Annotated in this window: 28 protein-coding genes; 27 read left to right on the top strand and 1 reads right to left on the bottom strand. The window is 52.8% G+C overall.

Annotation, left to right across the window (positions count from 1 at the left end; genetic code table 11):
- Window positions 1–6 precede the first annotated feature (6 nt).
- The 17 genes from PGW42_RS00975 to PGW42_RS00895 all read left to right on the top strand — a co-directional run bounded on the left by PGW42_RS00975 (window position 7) and on the right by PGW42_RS00895 (window position 14,716).
- Entirely contained in the window at window positions 7–453 is a 447-nt protein-coding gene (locus PGW42_RS00975; protein WP_270203407.1) for a hypothetical protein, read from the top strand.
- 211 nt (window positions 454–664) lie between these two features.
- Window positions 665–1,228, top strand: coding sequence for a type II toxin-antitoxin system PemK/MazF family toxin (locus PGW42_RS00970; protein ID WP_270203406.1), 564 nt, complete (start codon window positions 665–667; stop codon window positions 1,226–1,228).
- Complete coding sequence (locus PGW42_RS00965) at window positions 1,225–3,654, top strand: phage/plasmid primase, P4 family (protein ID WP_270235092.1); 2,430 nt, start codon at window positions 1,225–1,227, stop codon at window positions 3,652–3,654. The genes PGW42_RS00970 and PGW42_RS00965 overlap by 4 nt, the downstream gene beginning before the upstream one ends.
- A gap of 298 nt (window positions 3,655–3,952) precedes the next feature.
- Complete coding sequence (metK, locus tag PGW42_RS00960; protein ID WP_270203404.1) at window positions 3,953–5,020, top strand: methionine adenosyltransferase; 1,068 nt, start codon at window positions 3,953–3,955, stop codon at window positions 5,018–5,020.
- A gap of 3 nt (window positions 5,021–5,023) precedes the next feature.
- Complete coding sequence (locus PGW42_RS00955; RefSeq protein WP_173755253.1) at window positions 5,024–5,383, top strand: HNH endonuclease; 360 nt, start codon at window positions 5,024–5,026, stop codon at window positions 5,381–5,383.
- Between the two features lie 401 nt (window positions 5,384–5,784).
- Window positions 5,785–6,084, top strand: a complete 300-nt coding sequence (locus tag PGW42_RS00950) for a hypothetical protein (protein WP_270203403.1) — start codon at window positions 5,785–5,787, stop codon at window positions 6,082–6,084.
- On the top strand, window positions 6,077–6,304 hold the full coding sequence (locus PGW42_RS00945) for a hypothetical protein (protein WP_107000240.1): 228 nt from the start codon (window positions 6,077–6,079) through the stop codon (window positions 6,302–6,304). Before PGW42_RS00950 ends, PGW42_RS00945 begins: the two co-directional genes overlap by 8 nt.
- A 16-nt stretch (window positions 6,305–6,320) precedes the next feature.
- Window positions 6,321–7,592, top strand: coding sequence for a site-specific DNA-methyltransferase (locus PGW42_RS00940; protein WP_270203402.1), 1,272 nt, complete (start codon window positions 6,321–6,323; stop codon window positions 7,590–7,592).
- Window positions 7,582–9,711, top strand: a complete 2,130-nt coding sequence (locus PGW42_RS00935; protein WP_270203401.1) for a DNA cytosine methyltransferase — start codon at window positions 7,582–7,584, stop codon at window positions 9,709–9,711. The genes PGW42_RS00940 and PGW42_RS00935 overlap by 11 nt, the downstream gene beginning before the upstream one ends.
- 221 nt (window positions 9,712–9,932) lie before the next feature.
- Complete coding sequence (locus PGW42_RS00930) at window positions 9,933–11,024, top strand: hypothetical protein (protein WP_270203400.1); 1,092 nt, start codon at window positions 9,933–9,935, stop codon at window positions 11,022–11,024.
- A 232-nt stretch (window positions 11,025–11,256) separates the two neighbouring features.
- A complete protein-coding gene (locus tag PGW42_RS00925; protein ID WP_270203399.1) occupies window positions 11,257–12,195 on the top strand; it encodes an amidoligase family protein in 939 nt (312 codons plus the stop codon).
- 68 nt (window positions 12,196–12,263) lie between these two features.
- A complete protein-coding gene (locus PGW42_RS00920; RefSeq protein WP_107000236.1) occupies window positions 12,264–12,500 on the top strand; it encodes a DpnD/PcfM family protein in 237 nt (78 codons plus the stop codon).
- Entirely contained in the window at window positions 12,493–13,011 is a 519-nt protein-coding gene (locus PGW42_RS00915) for a gamma-glutamylcyclotransferase family protein (protein WP_181357161.1), read from the top strand. The genes PGW42_RS00920 and PGW42_RS00915 overlap by 8 nt, the downstream gene beginning before the upstream one ends.
- Before the next feature lie 130 nt (window positions 13,012–13,141).
- On the top strand, window positions 13,142–13,621 hold the full coding sequence (locus tag PGW42_RS00910) for a gamma-glutamylcyclotransferase family protein (protein WP_107000234.1): 480 nt from the start codon (window positions 13,142–13,144) through the stop codon (window positions 13,619–13,621).
- Window positions 13,618–14,085 carry a DUF4314 domain-containing protein gene (locus tag PGW42_RS15875; RefSeq protein WP_330676956.1) on the top strand — a complete coding sequence of 156 codons (468 nt, stop codon included), beginning with the start codon at window positions 13,618–13,620 and terminating at the stop codon, window positions 14,083–14,085. The genes PGW42_RS00910 and PGW42_RS15875 overlap by 4 nt, the downstream gene beginning before the upstream one ends.
- The gene (locus tag PGW42_RS00900) at window positions 14,082–14,453 is read left to right on the top strand and encodes a DUF3846 domain-containing protein (RefSeq protein ID WP_270203397.1); all 372 of its coding nucleotides are present in this window, start codon (window positions 14,082–14,084) and stop codon (window positions 14,451–14,453) included. Before PGW42_RS15875 ends, PGW42_RS00900 begins: the two co-directional genes overlap by 4 nt.
- A gap of 71 nt (window positions 14,454–14,524) precedes the next feature.
- On the top strand, window positions 14,525–14,716 hold the full coding sequence (locus tag PGW42_RS00895; RefSeq protein ID WP_107000231.1) for a hypothetical protein: 192 nt from the start codon (window positions 14,525–14,527) through the stop codon (window positions 14,714–14,716).
- A 199-nt stretch (window positions 14,717–14,915) separates the two neighbouring features.
- On the opposite strand, the gene PGW42_RS00890 is transcribed toward PGW42_RS00895, so the two are convergent.
- Window positions 14,916–15,167, bottom strand: coding sequence for a hypothetical protein (locus tag PGW42_RS00890; protein WP_107000230.1), 252 nt, complete (start codon window positions 15,165–15,167; stop codon window positions 14,916–14,918).
- A 208-nt stretch (window positions 15,168–15,375) separates the two neighbouring features.
- Here PGW42_RS00890 and PGW42_RS00885 point away from each other — a divergent pair, with 208 nt between their 5' ends.
- The 10 genes from PGW42_RS00885 (at window position 15,376) to PGW42_RS00840 (ending at window position 20,745) form a co-directional block, all read left to right on the top strand.
- Complete coding sequence (locus PGW42_RS00885; protein WP_181357159.1) at window positions 15,376–15,552, top strand: hypothetical protein; 177 nt, start codon at window positions 15,376–15,378, stop codon at window positions 15,550–15,552.
- A gap of 139 nt (window positions 15,553–15,691) precedes the next feature.
- Window positions 15,692–15,898 carry a hypothetical protein gene (locus PGW42_RS00880; protein ID WP_112483400.1) on the top strand — a complete coding sequence of 69 codons (207 nt, stop codon included), beginning with the start codon at window positions 15,692–15,694 and terminating at the stop codon, window positions 15,896–15,898.
- A 15-nt stretch (window positions 15,899–15,913) separates the two neighbouring features.
- A complete protein-coding gene (locus tag PGW42_RS00875) occupies window positions 15,914–16,174 on the top strand; it encodes a hypothetical protein (RefSeq protein ID WP_107000228.1) in 261 nt (86 codons plus the stop codon).
- Between the two features lie 202 nt (window positions 16,175–16,376).
- Window positions 16,377–16,826: a hypothetical protein gene (locus PGW42_RS00870; RefSeq protein ID WP_270203396.1), complete on the top strand. Its 450-nt coding sequence runs from the start codon at window positions 16,377–16,379 to the stop codon at window positions 16,824–16,826.
- A gap of 170 nt (window positions 16,827–16,996) precedes the next feature.
- Window positions 16,997–17,188 carry a DUF6900 domain-containing protein gene (locus PGW42_RS00865; protein ID WP_107000227.1) on the top strand — a complete coding sequence of 64 codons (192 nt, stop codon included), beginning with the start codon at window positions 16,997–16,999 and terminating at the stop codon, window positions 17,186–17,188.
- 104 nt (window positions 17,189–17,292) lie between these two features.
- Window positions 17,293–17,520, top strand: coding sequence for a hypothetical protein (locus tag PGW42_RS00860; protein WP_270203395.1), 228 nt, complete (start codon window positions 17,293–17,295; stop codon window positions 17,518–17,520).
- A gap of 135 nt (window positions 17,521–17,655) precedes the next feature.
- On the top strand, window positions 17,656–17,940 hold the full coding sequence (locus tag PGW42_RS00855; RefSeq protein ID WP_118574023.1) for a hypothetical protein: 285 nt from the start codon (window positions 17,656–17,658) through the stop codon (window positions 17,938–17,940).
- 199 nt (window positions 17,941–18,139) lie between these two features.
- Window positions 18,140–18,517: a hypothetical protein gene (locus PGW42_RS00850; protein WP_270203394.1), complete on the top strand. Its 378-nt coding sequence runs from the start codon at window positions 18,140–18,142 to the stop codon at window positions 18,515–18,517.
- Window positions 18,518–18,640: 123 nt separating this feature from the next.
- Window positions 18,641–19,120: a phage terminase small subunit P27 family gene (locus PGW42_RS00845; RefSeq protein ID WP_118496673.1), complete on the top strand. Its 480-nt coding sequence runs from the start codon at window positions 18,641–18,643 to the stop codon at window positions 19,118–19,120.
- A gap of 59 nt (window positions 19,121–19,179) precedes the next feature.
- A complete protein-coding gene (locus tag PGW42_RS00840; protein WP_270203430.1) occupies window positions 19,180–20,745 on the top strand; it encodes a terminase large subunit in 1,566 nt (521 codons plus the stop codon).
- The last annotated feature ends 20 nt before the right edge of the window (window positions 20,746–20,765 follow it).

Here is a 20,765-nt window from a genome sequence, read left to right as displayed (position 1 = left end):
CGGAATATGAAACAGGAAACAGCAGAGGACATGCTGGATTTTGCAAAAGAAGTCTGCCAGAAATACAGCAGGGTAAAAATGCTGGCGGAGGAAACACAAATGCAGTGGAGGCAGGATCTTGAAATGGCTGCGGATTCTAAATATCCGGGTGAAAAGGAAATGTATGACCAGCAGGCAGAAGAAGGTCTTGCAAGGTATACAGCGGTAAGAGAGTGGCTTAAGCTGGCTGATGCAGCGGCGTTTCGGATCAGAGACAGTAAGGCGCAGATCGTTGTGAGACAGCACTGCCTGGATCGGGTCCCGCTGAAAGCAGTCGAATTTGAGAATGGAAAGCATATGGGAAAAACAGCCGTCTTTTATCATAAGAAAATCGGGCTGCAGCAGTTTTCAGAAGAGCTTTTCTCCAACAGGGAGCAGATGCGGCAGTTGGAAAAAAAGTTCTGCAAAAACTGAACTTTACGAACGGAAACGAACTGTTTTTGAACTTTTCCTTCTTAACTGTACATCGGTTTTTTGCTATACTTTAAACTAGGAAAATAGGAAAAACAAAGGCATAAAGATACTGGAAAGCATCCGGTGTTTTTATGCCTTTTTACATTTACGGCCGCTATGAGGATTCCATCTTCGGCGGCCTTTTTGCTATCAAACTGGAGGTGAGATCCCAATGGGGAGAAAGAAAAAGAATGCCCGGTCAGCAGCACATGGACGGAAGATCCATGTTAATATATACATCAATCAGCGAGGGAAGACCAAGAAAAGGGCAGTAGCCTCCTGTCAGCCGGCACCTAATAGAGTGCCGATTCAGGAGATGCCGCTTACCAGATGGCCAGTACCAAAGATACCGAAGCAGTATGAAATCTGGTTTGCAGAACTGGGGAATCATTATGGTACTTCGGTGCAGAGCGGAAACCGCCCGGTGCTGGTTATCAGCAACGATATGGCAAATCGCAATTCTCCGATTATCACGGTGATTCCGATGAGTTCCAAGCTGAAGAAGCTGGAGCTGCCGGTACACATTCCGGTCACCGGGAGAGACTGCGAAATGCTCCGGGATGAGGGACTGGAAGAATCCATTCTGCTGGTGGAGCAGATCACGACCATTGACAAGATGGTCCTGTGCAACCGGCTCTGCCGTGTGACCTCGGCCAAGAAAAAGCAGGAGATCGAAGCTGCTGTTAAAAAGCAGTTTGCGATGCAGGCTTGCATGGGAAGGGAGGCGCAGGCATGATGGACATCAAGAACATTCCGGGCAAGCTGAAAACGACCTGCAGTTTCTGTGTCTGGAAGTTTGAAAAGCGCAATGGCCAGAAGACCAAGATGCCATTTAACCCGGCAACGGGGGAACGGGCAAGGATCAATGACCTGCGTACATTCTCAGATTTCAAGAATACCCTTGTCACTTATGCAATGGGCGGCTATGACGGTATCGGTATTGCTATTGGCAACGGAATCGGCGCTTTTGATATCGACCATTGTATCCGGGAGGACGGTACGCTGAACGATACGGCGGATACCGTCCTTTCCATCTTTTCTACGGCTTACGTGGAAAAATCTCCATCCGGGAAAGGATTGCGAGGTTTCTTTTGTGTGCCGGAAGACTACGTCTACGACAAGACGGTCTACTACATCAACAACCGTAGCAAGGGTCTGGAAGTGTATATGCCCGGTGCGACCAACCGCTTCGTCACCGTAACGGGAGATGTTTACCGCACAGGTGAGATCCCGAACGATGAAACGGCAATGACAACACTACTGGACACGCTGATGAAGCGAAACAAGCAGGTGCAGCAGACACATTTCCAGCACCATTCGTACCTGGATGATGAGGCTGTCATCGCACACGCCAACGAAGCCAGCAACTCGGAGAAGTTCAAAAAACTCTTTGCCGGTGACTGGGAAGACCTCTACGGCAGCCAGTCGGATGCAGATATGGCATTGCTGTCTATTCTGGCATTCTGGTGTGGCTGTGATGAGGAGCAGATGGACCGTATCTTCCGTACTTCCGGTCTGATGCGTGACAAGTGGGACCGCAAGCAGGCTGGTTCAACTTATGGTGCAATCTCTATCCGCAATACGGTCAATACCTGTGCGGCCATCTATATGCCGGTCAACGCACAGGATATTGTGGATGAAGAGTTTTCCAAGCTGGATGAGGATGACTATATCGAATTCCAGCCGGATCTTACCAAGATCACGATCACGCTGGAAGAAATGGCACCGCACACAAATTCCCGGTATGGCCGAAATGAGATCGGCATGGGCAATATGTTTGCGGATTATTTCAAGCAGATCGCCCGGTACAACAGTGAGCGTAAAGGCTGGTATGTCTATGACGGCTCTGTCTGGCGGCCGGACAAAGGCAATCTCAAGGTATCGGAACTGGCAAAGCTGCTGGCTGACAAGCTGTATGTGTTTGCTTTGACGATCACCGAAGAGGATGCCAGGAAGCGGTTCATCGACCGTGTCCGAAAACTGCAGCTGCGTAAGAATCGGGAAACAATGCTAAGAGATGCCATGTCCGTGTATCCGATCTCCATGCAGGCATTTGACAGGAACAAGTATTTTTTCAACTGCAAAAATGGAACGTTGGATATGAGGACACTGGAATTCAGGGAACATCGGCCGGAGGATTATCTCACAATGGAATCCGGTATTACCTATGACCCGGATGCAGACTGTCCACGCTGGCACTCGTTTATCAAGGAGGTCATGTGTGGAGATGCAGATCTGGCAGACTTCCTTCAGCGTTCTTTGGGATACGCCCTGACAGGAGATACCTCGCAGGAGTGTATGTTTATCCTTTACGGTGCCACTTCCCGAAACGGCAAAGGCACTGCAATGGAAACCTTCCTGAAGATCATGGGCGACTATGGAAAGACATCGAATCCGGATATGCTGGCAGCTAAATTCCGTGGTGGGAACACAGGCGGACCTTCGGAAGAAGTGGCTCGTCTGGTCGGCTCCAGATTTGTAAATATCTCTGAGCCGGAGAAGAAGATCACATTTAATGCAGCTCTCGTAAAAAGAATGACCGGCAACGATACCATCAACGCCCGATTCCTAAATGAGAACAGCTTTGATTTTGTGCCGGTGTTCAAGATTTTTATCAATACGAACTACCTGCCTAATGTCAATGATATGACCTTGTTCCAATCCGGCCGACTGAAGATCATCCCGTTTAACCGTCACTTTGAAGAGGGAGAACAGGACCAGGGGCTGAAGGGGCAGTTTGCGAAGCCGGAGAACCTGTCAGGTATTTTCAACTGGTGTCTGGAAGGATACAAAAAGTTCTGCCAGCGGGGTTTGGAACTTCCGCAGGCTGTCACGAAAGCAACGGAAGATTACAAGGATGATTCTGATCGGATCGGGCAGTTCATTGAGGCGTGGCTTGAAAAAGAGGATGGGTCGGAACTTCGGACGGCAGCAGCATACCAGCTGTACACAAAGTGGTGTGAGGAGAACGGGTATTCCTCAGAGAATCAGAAGAACTTTAAAAATGCTATCGGCGTGCATTTCAAAGTGGTTCGAAAGCGCCCCAAAGGCGGTGGCGGACAGACTACGCTGATCATGGACTGCAAGTTCAAGGAAGTAGAAGCTGGAGCGGAAGACCTAACGGTACAGGACGCATATAAGCCAAAGGACAGTCTTTTGTGACCTTTTTTCTGATTTTGGGTGCTTTGTAGCATGTAGCTGGTTTGTAGCCGAGATTTCATAACCTTTTTTATTATTACTTTCTTTTATAGCTTTCTTATATAAAATTCAGCTACATGGTTGCTACATGCTACATGAGTTGAGAAGAAGAAAGGAAAATAAGAGAATGAACGGAAACCATGAACAGAAACCATGAACAGAAACCATGAACAGAGACAGGGCAGGCAGTCTTTGTGGGAGCCTATTTGTGGGCAAGGGCAAAAACGGCCTGCTTTGTGATACATGAAAGAGAGGACAGAACATGAGTAAGATTATCACCTGTGAACAGGTCAGCAATGGCCATCCCGATAAGATCTGTGACCAGATTGCAGATGCCATTGTGACCGACATTCTTCAGCATGACAGGAACGCCCGTGTGGCGATTGAGTGTCTGCTGAAAAAGAGTCAGCTCTTTATTGCCGGCGAGGTCACCACCGATTACCGGCCAAACTATCAGCAGATTGTCCACGATGTGTTCAACCGCATCGGTGCTGAAAAGCTGGGCTGGAACCTGACCGAGCTTCTTCGCATCGGCATTCTGGTGGACAAGCAGTCCCCGGATATTGCACTGGGTGTGGATAAGGGCGGTGCCGGTGACCAGGGAATCATGTATGGCTACGCCACCAACGAGACGGCAGAGCAGATGCCGATCCCGTATATGGTCGCTACCAAGTTCCTGCAACTGCTGAAGAACCATCCGTCTAAGATGTTCCGTGCAGATGCCAAGGCACAGGTCAGCTACGATTACGACACCGGTCGTATCACCACCTTCCTCTGTTCCGTGCAGCATAGCCCGGATGTGGAGGTCAGCGACTTCCGGCACATCATCGAATCCATGATGGTATTGGCCGCCTGCGAATACGGTCTGGACGGTGACTTTACGAAGCTCGTCAATCCGACCGGTCGTTTCGTGCTGGGCGGCAGCTACGCCGACTGTGGTGTGACTGGCCGAAAGCTGGCGTGCGATACCTACGGCGGTATCGGTCGCATGGGTGGTGGCGCTCTGAGCGGTAAAGATCCCACCAAGGTGGACCGTTCCGCAGCATACATGGCGAGGAAGATTGCCAAGGACATCGTGCAGGCGGGCTACGCTGACAAGTGCGAAGTCCAGCTGGCTTACGCTATCGGCGTGGTGCAGCCGGTGGGGGTGTCGGTGGAGTGCTTCGGTACGGAACACCAGTCCATTGACTTCATCGAAGCCTATGTCCATGACAGCTACGATCTGACCCCGCAGGGGATCATCCAGCGTCTGGGACTGCTGGATGTAGACTACAACAAGGTCAGTGCTTACGGTCACTTCGGTAAGGCTGGTCTTCCGTGGGAGGACTGACCCATGCCATACAGACCAAAGACACCGTGCCATCACCCCGGCTGCCCAGAGCTGGTGGAAGCCGGCCGGCTCTACTGTGAGAAGCACCTGCCTCTCCATCCAGAGGTGACCCGCCCGGCAGCGAAGCGTGGATACAACAGGCGGTGGCAGAAAGTCAGAAAGTCGTATCTGGAAGCTCATCCGCTCTGTGTGCAGTGTGCCAAGCAGGGCAAGTACGTCCGGGCAACGGTTGTGGATCACATCATTCCACACCGTGGTGATCAGAAACTTTTCTGGGATCAGAACAACTGGCAGTCTCTCTGCAAGAGTTGTCACGATAAGAAGACGCTGACCGAAGACATCAACCCGACCTACACCTACTGACACCCCCGCCGGGGGCCGGGGTCACTTCTCTACGGTGAAGTCACACGGAGACCGGTGGCCCCTTTTCTGTGAAAAACCGCAAATTTCATAGGCCGGGGGTCAGAGGATTAACGGCGCAAAATGAAACAGGAAAATGTACAGGCATCGGAGCTTCGGTTTCGGTGCCATTCTTTTTCCCCGAAATGAACCAAAGTGTGTGAAACTTCTCGAAAACAGGGAGCTTTCGCACATTTTAGCTTGTTCCGGGAGGAACGAGGGCGAGCGAGAATCGGCCGCTGCAACAACAATTCAACCGGGCGGGACGGGGCCGATTTCCACTTCGCCGCTTTTCGTATGAATTATGAGATTTTTCTAAGAAACCGCCGAAGAAACGGCGAAAAATGAGAGTGAGGTGAGGGCAGATGGATGATTACACGGCTGAGATGATCAAGGACATGGCATTTGCCTTCTGTCCTCAGTGCGGAACCGCAATCGTGCCGAACCATAAAGGCCGGCCGAGAAAGTTCTGCTCACCGGAATGCCGGTCAAGGTGGAATAACACCCACCCAAAGCCGGAAAACTGGAGAACAGTGCGGTCAAAGATCTGTCCGGTGTGCGGCAGGGAGTTTTCCTACCGGCATCAGTACGGATTGGAACGGAAATATTGCAGTCGGGCTTGTGCCAACCGGGGCAGGAAGAAGGAGGCGAACAGGAGTGAGTAAGAAAATTATCGGTGTGTATCCGATGTTCAACACCGGGGGTATCTGTGTACATGCGATTGACGATGCGGAAGATAAGGTCTTGGCATCTGTGAATGGGGAAAACCCGGAATGGTGCGAGATGGCTGAACAGCCGCAGGAAGATGGAGATGAAATAGAGTCGGGCTTTTTGTTCGGCTCCTTTTTCGTGCCGTTTTCAGGGGTCATTCGCATGGGAATCTGAATTAGGAGGAACCTACATGAAAGCGACTGCTGAACTGAAGATGCTGCCGGTGTCCGTACTCAAGCCGGCTGCATACAATCCCCGGAAAAAGCTGAAGCCGGGGGATAAAGAGTACGAGAAAATCAAGAACTCCATTACGGAGTTCGGCTTCGCAGATCCTTTGGTGGTCAATGCCGACATGACGATTATCGGTGGTCACCAGAGACTGACAGTAGCGATGGAGCTGGGCTACACCGAAGTACCTTGCGCGGTGGTGGACATCGACAAGACCAGGGAGAAGGCCCTGAATATCGCACTCAACAAGATCACGGGTGCATGGGATGATTCCCTGCTGGCTGATCTTTTGAAGGACATTGAGGATTCCAACTTCGATCTTGGAAAGACCGGTTTTGAACCGCCGGAGATCGAGACGCTGTTCAACAAGGTCCACAGCAAGGAGGTCAAGGAAGATGACTTCGATGTGGAATCGGAGCTGAAGCAGCCGTGCTTCTCCAAAGAGGGCGACCTCTGGCATCTGGGTAAGCACATCGTTCTGTGCGGCGATTCCACCAAGCCAGAATGCTACGATACCCTGATGGACGGCACCAAGGCAAATCTGGTACTTTCCGATCCCCCTTATAACGTGGATGTGGAAGAAACGGCTGGCAAGATCCTGAACGACAACATGGGCGATTCGGAATTCTACCAGTTCCTGCTGGCAGCGTTCCAGCAGATGCACGGGCATCTGGCGGATGACGGCTCCATCTATATCTTCCATGCAGATACGGAAGGGCTGAACTTTAGAAAGGCATTCAAGGATGCAGGGTTCTACCTGTCCGGGTGCTGTATCTGGAAGAAGAATGCTCTGGTGCTGGGACGCAGTCCTTACCAGTGGCAGCACGAGCCGTGTCTTTACGGCTGGAAGCAGAAGGGGAAACACCAGTGGTATTCCGACCGGAAGCAGACGACCATCTGGGAGTATGACCGGCCGAAGTCCAACAAGGACCATCCGACCATGAAGCCCATCGGCCTGATGAGCTATCCGATCCGAAATTCCACCATGACCAACGGCATCGTCCTCGATCCGTTCCTTGGCAGCGGTTCTACCCTGATCGCCTGCGAAGAAACCGACCGTGTGTGCCGAGGCATCGAGCTGGACCCGAAGTTCGTGGATGTGATCGTGAAGCGTTATATCGAACACAGCGAGGGTCACTACGATGATGTGTATGTCATCCGTGACAGTCAGAAGCTGAAGTTCGAGGAAGTGGCGACCTTCGAGCCGGAAAGGGAGGTCGCTGATGGAGAATAAACAGCTGACCCTCGGCAGCCTCTTTGATGGCTCCGGGGGTTTTCCATTGGGCGGGCTTTTGACCGGGCAGATCACTCCGGTGTGGAGCAGTGAGATCGAGCCGTTTGCCATCCGGGTCACGACCAAGCGTCTGCCGCAGGTGAAGCATTATGGAGATGTGTCTACTATCAGCGGTGCAGACCTACCTCCTGTAGACATCATCACTTTTGGCAGTCCCTGTCAGGATATGTCCATCGCGGGTAAGCGGGATGGTCTGGATGGTTCACGGTCCAGCCTGTTTTACGAAGCAATCCGAATCGTGAAGGAAATGAGGTGTAAGACCAATGGAGAAAAACCAAGATTTATCGTGTGGGAGAATGTGCCAGGGGCCTTCTCCTCAAACCAAGGACAGGACTTCAAAGCAGTCCTCGAAGCCGTCATCGGTGTTAAAGAACCGTCCGCCTCGGTGCCTGCGCCTGAGAAGAAAGGATGGCCCGACGCTGACTACTACGTGGGAGACGGATGGAGCGTCGCGTATCGAGTTTTTGATGCACAATGGTGGGGCGTTCCCCAAAGAAGAAAACGTATCTACCTTGTCGCAGATTTTGCAGACCAGAGTGCCCAAAAGGTATTATTTGAGTCCGAAGGCGTGTCTCGGTATTCTGCGGAGGGCTTCCGTGCGTGGCAAAGAGCTGCCGCCGGTGCTGAAAGCAGCACTGGAGAGACAGGCTGCAGTGGAGCAGGAGGACGGCTCTGTCTGAACGATCAGGGCGGAGAGAGGATGGATGTGACGGAAGAGGTGACAGCCACCCTCCGTGCGGAGGCACATCATCCGCCGTGTGTTATGGAAGCCGCTGGTTTCTGTACCGAGCATTCCGCAAATGCCAGAAGCATTGGATACGAAGAGGAACGGTCACCGACCCTCCGGGCTGGTGTCGTGCCGGCCGCCATCGCACTGGAAAATCATCCTGCGGACAGCCGGGTGAAGATTTCCGAGGACGGTAAGGTGCAGACACTGACAAGCCGGTGTGGTACGGGTGGCGGTAATGTCCCGATGGTCATGGACGCTGTTGAAAATTCAGTGGAAAGCCCGGTGAAAGAAGTTGAAAACTCTCCGGCGGTCACATTGAAGATCCGTTCCGGGTGTGAAGGCGGTGGCAAGGGCGCTATCTGGCAGGAAGAAAAGTCAGCTACCCTCGGCTGCAACAACGACCAGACACTGTTCGTTCCGAAATGCTACGGTGTCTGCTCTAAAGCCAGCCACTCCATGATGTCCGATAATCCGCATAGCGGCTTCTATGAAGCGGAGACCTCCCGGACACTAGACCGCAGTGGTGGAGATCCGACCTGCGATCAGGGCGGTATCTGCGTGGTAGAGCCGGTCGCCTTTACCCAGAACCAGAGGGATGAAGTCCGGGATCTGGGAAAGAAGTCAGCGGCACTTGCAGCAGAGCCGGGAATGAAGCAGCAGACCTTCGTCCTGCAGGGTAACATGATCGGCCGCAAGGATGAGAACGGTCCGCAGGGGGATGGCGTCAATGAGGATGTCTGCTTTACACTGGATGCCACTGACCGCCATGCAGTCTGCGCACCGGAGGATGTGTATGCCATGACCACCGGCTCCTATATGCAGGTGGCAAAAGAAGTCGCACCGACTCTGATGGCACGGGACTACAAAGACCCGACCACCGTCGCACCGGTGCCGCATCTGAACGAGGGTGTCATGGGAACGGTGGCAACCGGGGCGCATCCAAGCGGCTTCAACGGGCAGGATGCTTTCAATGACCGTCTGGTCATCGATAACCCGGAAGCGCAGCCGACACCTGTGACCTATACCGTCCGCCGCTTGACACCGACCGAGTGTGCCAGACTGCAGGGCTTCCCGGACTGGTGGTGCCGGAACCTTGGAACAGAAGATCCGACCGAAGAAGAGCTGGCGTTCTGGGCAGATGTGTTTGAAACGCACCGCAAGATCGTGACCCACGCCAAGAAGCCGAAAACGGAGAAACAGATCCAGAAATGGCTGGCTGACCCGTATACGGATTCGGCAGAGTACCGTATCTGGGGCAACGGCATATGCTTAGCCAACGCATTTTTTGTTCTGGCCGGCATCGCATGGTGTGCAGGTCTGGAAGAATAAACTGGCCCGCTATATTACTAGGTAGAAAGCGACCTGGTGATATGGTGGGCTTACATATTGGTCCTATTTACACAACAGATTTCGCAGTCCCTTGTGTAATTGGTCGAACATGAAGAATATCGGGAAATGGCCTTGCTATTTGACCGGTTCAGAGTGATATATGTGCTACCGAAAAAAACATCGGGACGTACAAAGACAAAAAACGAAAGGGGCAATGAATTATGTTGAAATTTGAATTGAACATAGCCGACCGCAAGACACTTGCAAATCGCATGGAGGAGCTGACGGGTATCCATCCTTACTACACCAGAGCACCGCTGTATGCTTATGACATCGGCAACTACACCATCGACCGGGACGGCAATCTTCTGGTCGAGCCGGAGAATGCAGATGCCGAGCTGCTGACGACCATGCTGAATGAGGGACTGATCCGCGGCAGCGAGAGCATTGAGAGCACAGATGACCAGCCGGAAAACACAGAGCCGACCGAGAATTTGACAGCGGAGCCTGTGACCGAAGAGGAGCCGGATGATACGGCAGAGGATGGAGCAACAGAGGATGAGCCGGATGCAGAGGAATCGGAAAGCGAAGAGCAGCCGGAAGCAGAAGAGCAGCCGGAAGAAGTGCCGCTGGATCTGGAACTTGCTTTCCCCACCAGCCAGCATAACGGCGTGAGCCTTCGCAATCTGGTCAACCTCATCTACAGCCGTGGCCGACTCATCAGCAAGGCAACGGGCGGGCACTTCCATGTGGAAACCGACCTGGTCGAAACACTGCGGGATGACAGTTGCACCTACACGGTGGCAAACTTCATCGAGGCGCTTAAAAGTTACAAAGCACAGTGCGGAACTGCGATGGAAGGTCTGGTGATCACAGAAGAAAAGGTTTCCTTCACAGGATTCCCGACGGCTTCCGACTATGATCATCTGACGGCTTTCGGTCACCTTGCCATTCTGATGAACCAGCAGGCGATCAGCCAGAAGCGTATCCAGGCAAAGGATGTCAACGATGAGAATGAGAAGTATGCACTCCGCACATGGCTCCTGCGGCTTGGGATGAACGGTCCGGATTTCAAAGAGACTCGCAAGATACTCATGGAGAATCTTTCCGGCCATGCGGCTTTCCGCACGGATGAGGAAGCACAGAAGTTCCTTGCAAGGGAAAAGGCAAAGCGTGATGCCCTGAAAGCCGCGAAACAGGCGGCACAGAACGGCGATCCTGCCACTGGGGAAACGGCCGCACAGGATGCAGCCCAGCCGACACAGCCCGACTGTGGGGCGGATACGGCGCAGATGCTGGAGGCGGGAGCGTAAGCTCCCAAGCCCCCAATGGGGGCCGGAAAATAAGTGAGACCCTCTTCCATTGTACCGATATTAACTCTGAAAATGTACATTATCAAGCGGATAAACCGCAGAAATGTACACGATCATTCTGCCTCATATTTGTCGAATATATGTTCTTTTATATCCTTGCTATTATCCGCACCTGACGGTAATATGCACATACCGAAAGGGAAAACAAGGAAAAAACAAAGGAGAACATACCATGAACGATAAAACAAGAGAGCAGATTGAAGCCATGAAAAACCAGACCATCGGAGTTGAGATCGAGATGAACAACATCACCAGAGAAAAAGCGGCAAGAAAGGTCGCCGAGTACTTCGGAACCAGAGCATGGAACGCCGCCAGCGAGTACGGATATTACAGCTGGGCTTGCAAGGACGGACAGGGCAGGGTTTGGAAATTCCAGAGGGATGTGAGCATCTACGGACCGGACACAGAAAAATGCGAACTGGTCACCCCGATCCTAACCTACGACGACATCGAATCCCTGCAGGAGATTATCCGGCTGCTCCGCAAGGCAGGAGCAAAGAGCAGCCCAAGCCGCGGATGCGGGGTCCACATCCACATCGGCAAGGGCGACCACACCGCAAAGACCATCCGCAACCTTGTGAACATCATGGCGGCGCACGAACAGCAGATCGGCAGAGCCATCCGGATTGACGCGGGGCGCACCGGACATTATTGCCAGGTGGTCAACCACCGCTTCCTTGACCGGCTGAACCGCGAGAAGCCGACCACCATGCGCAAGCTGGAAGACATCTGGTACGAAGGCAACGGTTCAAGCTGGGAAAACCGGAATGCCCACTACAATTCAAGCCGGTACCATATGCTGAACCTCCATGCCACCTTTACAAAAGGAACCATTGAATTCCGCCTTTTCCAATTCGCAGACCCAGCGGACGGAAAGCGTAACGGACTGCATGCCGGTGAGATGAAAGCCTACATCCAGCTTTGCCTCGCAATGAGCCAGCTTGCCAAGATGGTCAGAACGGCAAGCCCGAAGCCCCAGCAGACCGACAACGACAAATACGCAATGCGGTGCTGGATGCTCCGGCTGGGATTCATTGGTGAGGAGTTCGCAACGGCAAGGGAAATCCTTCTGCGGAATATGGAGGGCAACGCAGCATGGCGCAACAAATAAGCGCCAGCTGTACGGGCACCTTTTGGGCGGGCAACCGCCCTTGAGGTGGTAGAAGGAGGTGCAGGTTTATGAAAAGCACGTTAAAAAATGAAAGCACACCGGGCGGCAGGACCTTTAAGGTGACCATCACCGAGACCTACCAGAGAACGGTGACCATTTATGAATCCGAAATGAAAGAGCCGACCGTGGAGGAAGCCCAGCGAGTGGCAGAGGACTGGTGGCAGGACAGCCAGATTGAGCTTGGGACAGATGATTTTCAGGGCGTGGAATTCACTGGCAGGGAGGACGGTGAGGCGGATGTTTGAATTGATCAGCCGAAGCCCATCCAGATATTATCTTGCCTACGGAAGCAACCTCGACATGGAGCGGATGGGAAAGAGATGCCCCTATGCTGTGGTGGTCGGCACGACCGAGATCAAGGGCTACCGGCTTCTGTTCAAAAAGAGCAAGACCGGCTGCTATGCCACCATTGAGCAGGACGCCAATGAAAGCGTACCGGCAGTGGTCTGGAAGCTCTCGGAATATGATGAACTCCTGCTTGACCGGTACGAGGGCTGCCCAAGATATTACTACAAAAAGCAGTTCCAGCTTCCGGTCTGGAACCTGAACGGGAACCGCATGAAAAAGGCAAAGCCCTGCATCGCTTATGTGATGCACGAGGACCGGCGGCTTGGCTGCCCGGATGCCGAGTATTTTGAACTGCTGCGCGGCGGATACAGCGACTGGGAATTTCCGCTGGACACACTGAAGCGTGGACTGACAGCTAGTATCGGAAGGGCGGAAGCCATCCGGTATCTGAAGAAGCAGATGATGTAAGAGTACACGATCAAAAGCAAAAAACATTGTGCAGTATATGATGCTCATCGGCCTTGATAAATCAGGGCAGAAGAGTGATATATACCATACCGCCAGACAAGAGCGGAGAAAACCGAAGGGAGAGATTTAAATGAAGAACAAGAAATATTACATCGCCTACGGCAGCAACCTGTCGGTGGAGCAGATGGCATACCGGTGTCCGGATGCAAAAATTGCAGGGCAGGCGGTGCTGGCAGGCTGGGAGCTTTTGTTCCGGGGCTGCGCCACCATCGCACCAAATCCGAAGAAGAACACGCCGGTTCTGGTGTGGGAGATTTCGGAAAGGGACGAAGGAAACCTCGACCTCTATGAGGGCTACCCGAATTACTACCGCAAGGAAGACCTGAACATCGAACTGCTCCGGGAAGGGGCAGAACCGGAGATGGTGACCGCAATGGTATATATCATGGAGAACGACTTCGGACGCCGCGCACCGAGCCGGTATTACTACAAAGTCCTGCATGACGGCTACAAGGCATTCCACTTCCCGATGCACATCCTCGAAGGTGCGCTGAAGGAATGCATGGATAAGGATGCCGCCCAGCGGATGATTGAGGAGGTGCAGGCATGAATTTCGCAGATCAGAAAATGGTCAAGAAGTTGAGAAAAGAGTTCCCGGTCGGATGCCGGATCGTCCTCGATGAGATGGATGACAGGCAGGCACCGCCCATCGGAACGCAGGGAACCTGCAACGGGGTCGATGATGCCGGAAACATCTTGGTGAACTGGGACACCGGAAGCCATCTTAACGTTGCCTACGGCGCGGACAGTTGCCACCGTGTGGCAACGGATGCCGAGGTCAAGGTGTCGCTCGACCGCCTTGGTAAAACGCGACAGACCGGCCCACGTTGCCCCAGGTGCGGAGCAAAGCCCGACTGCTACGACCATCAGCAGCAGGCACTCAGCCGAAGGGCGGACATCCAGATCTGCAACCGCTGCGGAACGGAGGAAGCATTAGAGGACGTTGCATGGGGCGGACAGCAGAAGATGCATCTTGCAGACTGGGCAATCGTGAAAGGGGGTTGGGTCGAATGAAAGTTCTTCTGATCAAACCGATGGAGCATCCGCAGGTGGTGGACATTGAAAACTCCCTGAAAGAGTTCTATCGCATCCTCGACTGCGACTGCATCACAGCCACCTACCCGTGGGAAGAACGCGCCGCCCTGGTCACCGATGACAACGGGCTGTTCACCGAGAAGTCATTCAGCAGATACATTCCAGAGCTGGAGCAGCCCATCAAGGGAAACTTCTTCATCTGCGGATTGGGAGAGGAAGATTTCGCAGAGCTGCCCCAGGACCTGCTCAGGAAATTCAGGGAACGTTTCTGGGTGCCGGAGGCATTCGTCAGCATGTTCGGGCAGATGGCAGTCATCCAGATGGATGACGGAACGAAGCCGGAATAAGATACCACAATCAGAAAAATACCCTCTCGGCCAGAAAAGACCGGGAGGGCTTGGTTTAACAGGAGGAGCCTATGGGACACAGGAAGATGCCGGCTTATGGCGAGAGGGAACACGGCGGCAGATACATTCTGGATGAATACGAATGGTCGAGAAACCACTGCAAGGCGGTGACCATCCGCAGATGGAAAAGGGACCTGAAAAAGAAAGCCAGAGCGCATAACCGCAGGGTGATGCATCAGGCAATGCAGGGCGAAGCCGATTAGACGGAAAATGGGGGCCTCAAAAGAATGAGAACCCCCTTCCAGTTTACTGTATATTACCTCTGGAAAGCAACGATAGCAAGGAGAACCGCCGCCATAATGTACACAAACATCTGGCAGCGGTTTTGTGTATCATACCAAACCAAAACGGGGGATACGAGGCAGAACCCCAGCTTCTGCTGGGTGAGCCTTTTGGGATTCCTTAGAAGAAATCCCTCATGCTCATGCCGACCTCGTTCAGTCGTTCTTCCATGCTGTGGTAGTGCCAATCTTCTTCCTCTTCTTCGTCCTCTTCCTCAAGCTCTTCTGGGAAGGGGTCGTGCCGCCATCCGGCTTTTTGGTATTCTTCTTCCCGGATGTCGTTGCGGTCGTAAATGTCCAGCTCGTATTCTTCTTCAAGCTCTGCGATGCGGTTTTCGATTGCGGTTTCAACTTCTGTAATGGTCTTTTTCATGATTTTTGTCCTCCGTTTTGGTTTGGTTTTCTTTGCTTTCGTTGTGTGTATAATGCCGCAGAAACACATATATAGCAAGTCAATCAGGGGTTATATATGTACCAAACATGAGGGGCGAAGATCGTTGATAATATGACGTTTTATGGCCTTGCTATCACAGGGCAGTGACGGTAATATACAGCTACAAAAAGCAAAGGAGGACAGCAGAATGACTGATTGGAGAACATGGAAAAAAGGGAGAAAGACAACATGGCACTGGGACGAATTCGATGGAAGCGGAAGCCGAGAAGGAATCATCACCGAGGTTCATGAAGACCACGCGATCATGGAAGCAGACGGCATGCACCTCTGGATCGACGATGACACGGCAGAGATGTTCAGCTAAGAAAACGGGGAGGGAAACCTCCCCGGATAAACACATAAATCCACCAGATCAGGGTGCAGATGATCGTGTACTTTAGCCGCTTGATAGTATCCGGCAGTGACGGTAATATACAGCTACCAAAACGAAAGGGGCAAAGAACATGGAACGCTACACTTACGAGATCACCTTTACACGGCTGGATGGACAGCCGGATGAAATCCAGCAGCACACCAGCGAGGAGCTGGCAAGAGAATGCTTCCGGCTTTTCGATGAGCCGGACAGCGCAGAGATGTACAGCAAAATTGAACTTAGCCGCCATGACTGGGAGACAGGCATGGATGAGATTCTGGAAACGATGACATTTTGAGAGGAGAACAAAAACATGACCTACACAAAAATCAACCTTTATCTTGCAAACGGAATTCCAGAGGCACTCAGCAACCTCTGGTACGGAAGCGACAGTGCGGTGGTCGAGATCAGGGATGCCGTTGAGGATGCGAAGAACGGCAAGGACCTTCTGAACCGCATCCAGAAGATGAAGCTCCTTCGGAAATTCACCCTCGACAGGGAGAACGACAAGCGCATCCGCTTCAAGGGAACGGACTGCTGGGGCAACGTAAGCTACCTCGAAATCATCCGCTAAAGGCAAGACCGACAGGCGCAAGGGGCTGGAAATGACCAGCCTTTTGCTCGTGTCTGTCTTCCGAAAGCTGGCATGAAAAGCACATAAATATGACAATTACAGGATTGAATGATCGTGTAGTTTAGCCGCTTGATAGTGTTTCGAGGTGACGGTAATATACAGTCACCGAAAGGGGAAAACAACAAAAACGGAGGATACGACAATGACGAAGAACGAAGACCGCATCAATAAACTTTTCAAGGAACTGGTACCGGATACGGGCAAGGCAGACAGCCTCGCAGGGGAGCTGGTAAGGGCAATGAGCCGCATCGGATACCGCTTTTACAACGACGGCGACCAGCTGGGCATCGGCTACGGCAAGGAAACCTGCAACCCTGCAGGGCGGTTCCTTGGAGCCAAGGGCAACGACAAAATCGCTAAACTGACTGCAGATGCTTGGGCAGTCTACAGCGAGGAAGCCTACAAAAAGGTTCTGGACATCCTTTGCGGAGCGGTTGCCGACTATGTTGAGCAGAACCCAGACCTTAGAAACCAGCCGACCGAAGATATGTGGGACTTCAAGGATGAGGAAGAAGACCAGGATGACAGCTGGGATGAAGAGGAAGATGACTGGGGCGAAGAGGAAGATTACGAGGACGAAGAAGACTACTAAGCCAGAGAAACACATGGGGCTTGCCGGTAACGGCAGCCCTTTTCTTCTGCTGTAATACGCACAGTTCCGGGCGGCTATCTTTGTGTAGTATAGCCGCTTGATAGTGTGTGACATAGACGGTAATATGCACATACCGAAACGGAAAACCAAGAAAAACGGAGGAAACCACCATGAAGAAGAACATTACCAAGGAAGAAGAAAAAGCCCTGCTGGAGATCGCCAAGCGCCTGATGGCAGCGGTAGACAGCCGGGGCGACCTGGAAGCCCGCGACAATGACAGCGAGGACTTTATTGAGGTTCCGGTCTGGAGCATCCAGAAAGCAATGGAGGAAGCCTACCTGCTGGGACGGATGAACAGATAAACCGACAGCCCCCGACACAGCCCCACACAGGGGCTTGTGCCACGGGGAGGGCAAAACAATCCGAAGGAACCGACAACGCCCCAGACAGGGGCAGATGTGGCGGCGTGGAGGAAGGGGAAGCACACATGGAAGAACGGATGATGGATGTCATCGTGGAAATCTACAACCACATGGATGACAGCGATAAGGATGCCTTCACGCTGGAGGATGCAGAGGATATGGTGGAAGACCAGATCAGGATGGATAAGGAAGCCGGACGGGAACCGCTGGCATACGACCCGCAGTTCTTCTACGACACCATTGTGGAACTCATGGAGCAGGACGCAGAGTGACGTACATTCTTCCTGATATTCCGGGCAGAAGATCGTGTACTTTAGCCGCTTGCTATCCTTTGCACCTGACGGTAATATGCACATACCGAAAGGGGAAAGCCCCAAGGGAAAAACGAAAACACGGAGGAATTCACCATGAAAAAGCATTTGATCGACTTTCCAGAAAACAACATCAGCATCGAGAGTTTCTACGACCGGCTCAGACCTTGCTACGACAGCATCATGCAGTTCGGTGACCGGGTTTTGGTTGCCCAGATGAATTGGAACGGCATGTTGGAGGGAGCGGTATACGGATTTGTGGAAGACCCAGAGGAAGGCTGGTCACCGATTGAGTGCCGACTGGAGCTTCTGAAGATTTCCGATGAGACCTACACGGATGCCGGTCACGCGATCGAGTGGTGCATCAAGAACGCACACTGAAAAAGGGCAGAGCTCCTTCGGGGGCTTTTGCTCGTAGTGGCGGATTCTTCCAGTGTGTAAATACACATAAATCCGACAAAAAGGGGTGTGTATGATCGTGCAGCATAGCCGCTTGCTATGTCCGGGCAGTGACGGTAATATATAGTCACAACGAAGGGAAAAGCCCTACGGAAAACAAAACACACGGAGGATACAGACCATGACGAACAAAGCAAAAACCTACCTTAAGAACATTCAGGGAGCCGATACCGAGAAGAAGCTGATCGCCGTTGAGATCGCCTTCAAGCAGGACATGACCCTCAGCTGCAGCGACCTCGGAAGCCTTTGCAGGGCGGCAGAGGACAGGCGGTACAGCCTGCGGAACAACGAGGAAACGCTGAAGCTGAAGCAGATCCTTTTCTTCCGGACGAAAGCGGAGATGGATGCCTACCACGACATGAGCCGCAAGCCGGAAGACTGGACGGAAACTGAGATCGAGCAGCAGAGAAGCCGCTTCTGCAGCGTCTGGCAGGTCATCGAGGAAGCGGAGCTGGTCGATGAATACGAGGCTTGGAAGGAAGCCAACCCCAACGCATAACAACACCCAAAAGGTACACGCCCCGAAAAGGGGCTGTGCCTCGTATCCGATGTGTTTTGATATCAAGGACTTCTTCGGAGGTCCTTTTTCTTTACCCATTTTTGCAGAAAGGAGGAGATGCCAATGGCTACCAGAGGCAGAAAACCAAAGCCGACCGCCATGAAGGAACTGGAAGGTAATCCGGGCAAGCATCCGCTGAACACCAGCGAACCGAAGCCCAATAAGAAAGCACCGGCCTGTCCGAAGTGGCTGGAGCCGGAAGCAAAGAAAGAGTGGCGTAGACTTGCCAAACAGATGGAAGCCATCGGCATCCTGACCGAAGTGGACATGGCGGCCTTTGCCGGTTACTGTCAGGCGTATGCCCGATGGAAGGAGGCAGAGGAGTTCATCACCCAGCACGGCACCATTGTCAAGACCCCATCCGGGTACTGGCAGCAGGTGCCGCAGGTGTCCATCGCACAGACCTATCTGAAGATCATGAACAAGTTTGCAGAGCAGTTCGGTCTGACCCCGTCCTCCCGAAGCCGGATCATTGCTTCGGACAGCGGTCCTGCGGATGCAGCCGATGAGATGGAGAATCTGCTGGGAGGAGGTGGAAGCTGATGACAGAAACAAGACCAAAAAACTATCCGAAACTGAAGGACTACAAGCCCAGCCGGTTCATGCTTCCGACCTGCCACTACGATGCCGCAAAAGCAGACCGGGCGGTGATTTTCATCGAAAATCTGCGCCACACCAAGGGCAAGTGGGCGGGCAAGCGGTTCTGGCTGCTTCCTTGGCAGGAGCAGATCATCCGGGATGTGTTCGGCATCGTGGACGAAAAAGGGAACCGTCAGTTTCGCACGGCTTATGTCGAAATCGGTAAGAAGAACGGCAAGTCTGAGCTTGCCGCTGCGGTGGCCTTGTATCTGCTTTTTGCCGATAATGAGCCATCTGCCGAAGTCTACGGTGCTGCCGCTGACCGTCAGCAGGCATCCATCGTCTTTGATGTTGCCCACCAGATGGTGCAGATGACCCCGGCACTTTTGAAACGGTGCAAGATCATGGCAGCCACCAAGCGCATCGTGAACTATGGGAACGCAGGATTTTATCAAGTTCTGTCTGCCGAAGTCGGCACGAAGCACGGCTTGAACGTGTCAGGTCTGGTGCTGGATGAGGTTCATGCCCAGCCAAACCGAAAACTCTACGATGTCCTTACCAAAGGTTCCGGTGATGCCCGTGAGCAGCCGTTGTTCTTCCTGATCACCACGGCCGGCACGGACAAGGAGAGCATCTGCTACGAGCTTCACATGAAAGCTCTTGACCTGCTGGCTGGACGTAAGATCGACCACACCTTTTATCCTGTGGTCTATGGACTGACAGATGAGGATGACTGGCATGATGAAGCCAACTGGTATAAGGCAAATCCCTCATTGGGGCAGACCATTCAGATTCAGCGTGTCCGGGATGCATATCAGGAAGCACTGGATAACCCGGCAGAGGAGAATGTGTTCAAGCAGCTTCGTTTGAATATGTGGGTGTCCTCGCTGACCCGGTTTATCCCGGAACACATCTATGACCTCGGCAATCAGCCAATCGATATGGAAGCACTTAAAGGCCGTGACTGTTATGGAGGACTGGACTTGTCCAGCACCGGAGACATCACGGCTTTTGTGCTGATGTTCCCGCCCAGAGTTCCAGAGGAGAAGTACATCATGCTTCCGTTTTTCTGGATACCGGAGGATACGATCCCCCAGCGGGTGCGCAGGGCATCCGTTCCGTATGATGTCTGGTATCAGCAGGGCTACCTGATGGCGACAGAAGGCAATGTCATCCACTACGGATTTATCGAAAAAGTCATTGAGGAGCTGGGCAAGACCTATCACATTCTGGAGATTGCCTTTGACCGATGGGGTGCGGTGCAGATGACCCAGAACCTTGAGGGGATGGGATTTACGGTCGTGCCTTTCGGTCAGGGTTTTAAAGATATGAGCCCGCCTACCAAAGAGTTCTACAAGCTCCTGATGGAAGGGCGTATTACCCACGGCGGCAACCCGGTCATGGCATGGATGGCGGGGAATGTGGTCGTGGATACCGACCCGGCAGGCAATATCAAGCCGACAAAGGCAAAATCGCCGGAGAAGATCGATGGTATCGTCGCTGCGATCATGGCACTGGACCGCTGCATCCGAAACGAAGGACAGCAGCAGGGAAGCGTCTATGACGAACGTGACATGATCGTTTTTTGATATGAAGATTTGGAGGAAAA

Source organism: Coprococcus sp. TM115-187 (assembly GCF_027679115.1).
In the GTDB taxonomy this organism is placed as follows: Bacteria; Bacillota; Clostridia; order Lachnospirales; family Lachnospiraceae; genus Allocoprococcus; species Allocoprococcus comes.
Note: the sequence above shows the minus strand (reverse complement) of the source record. Positions and strands in the feature narration are given on the sequence as shown.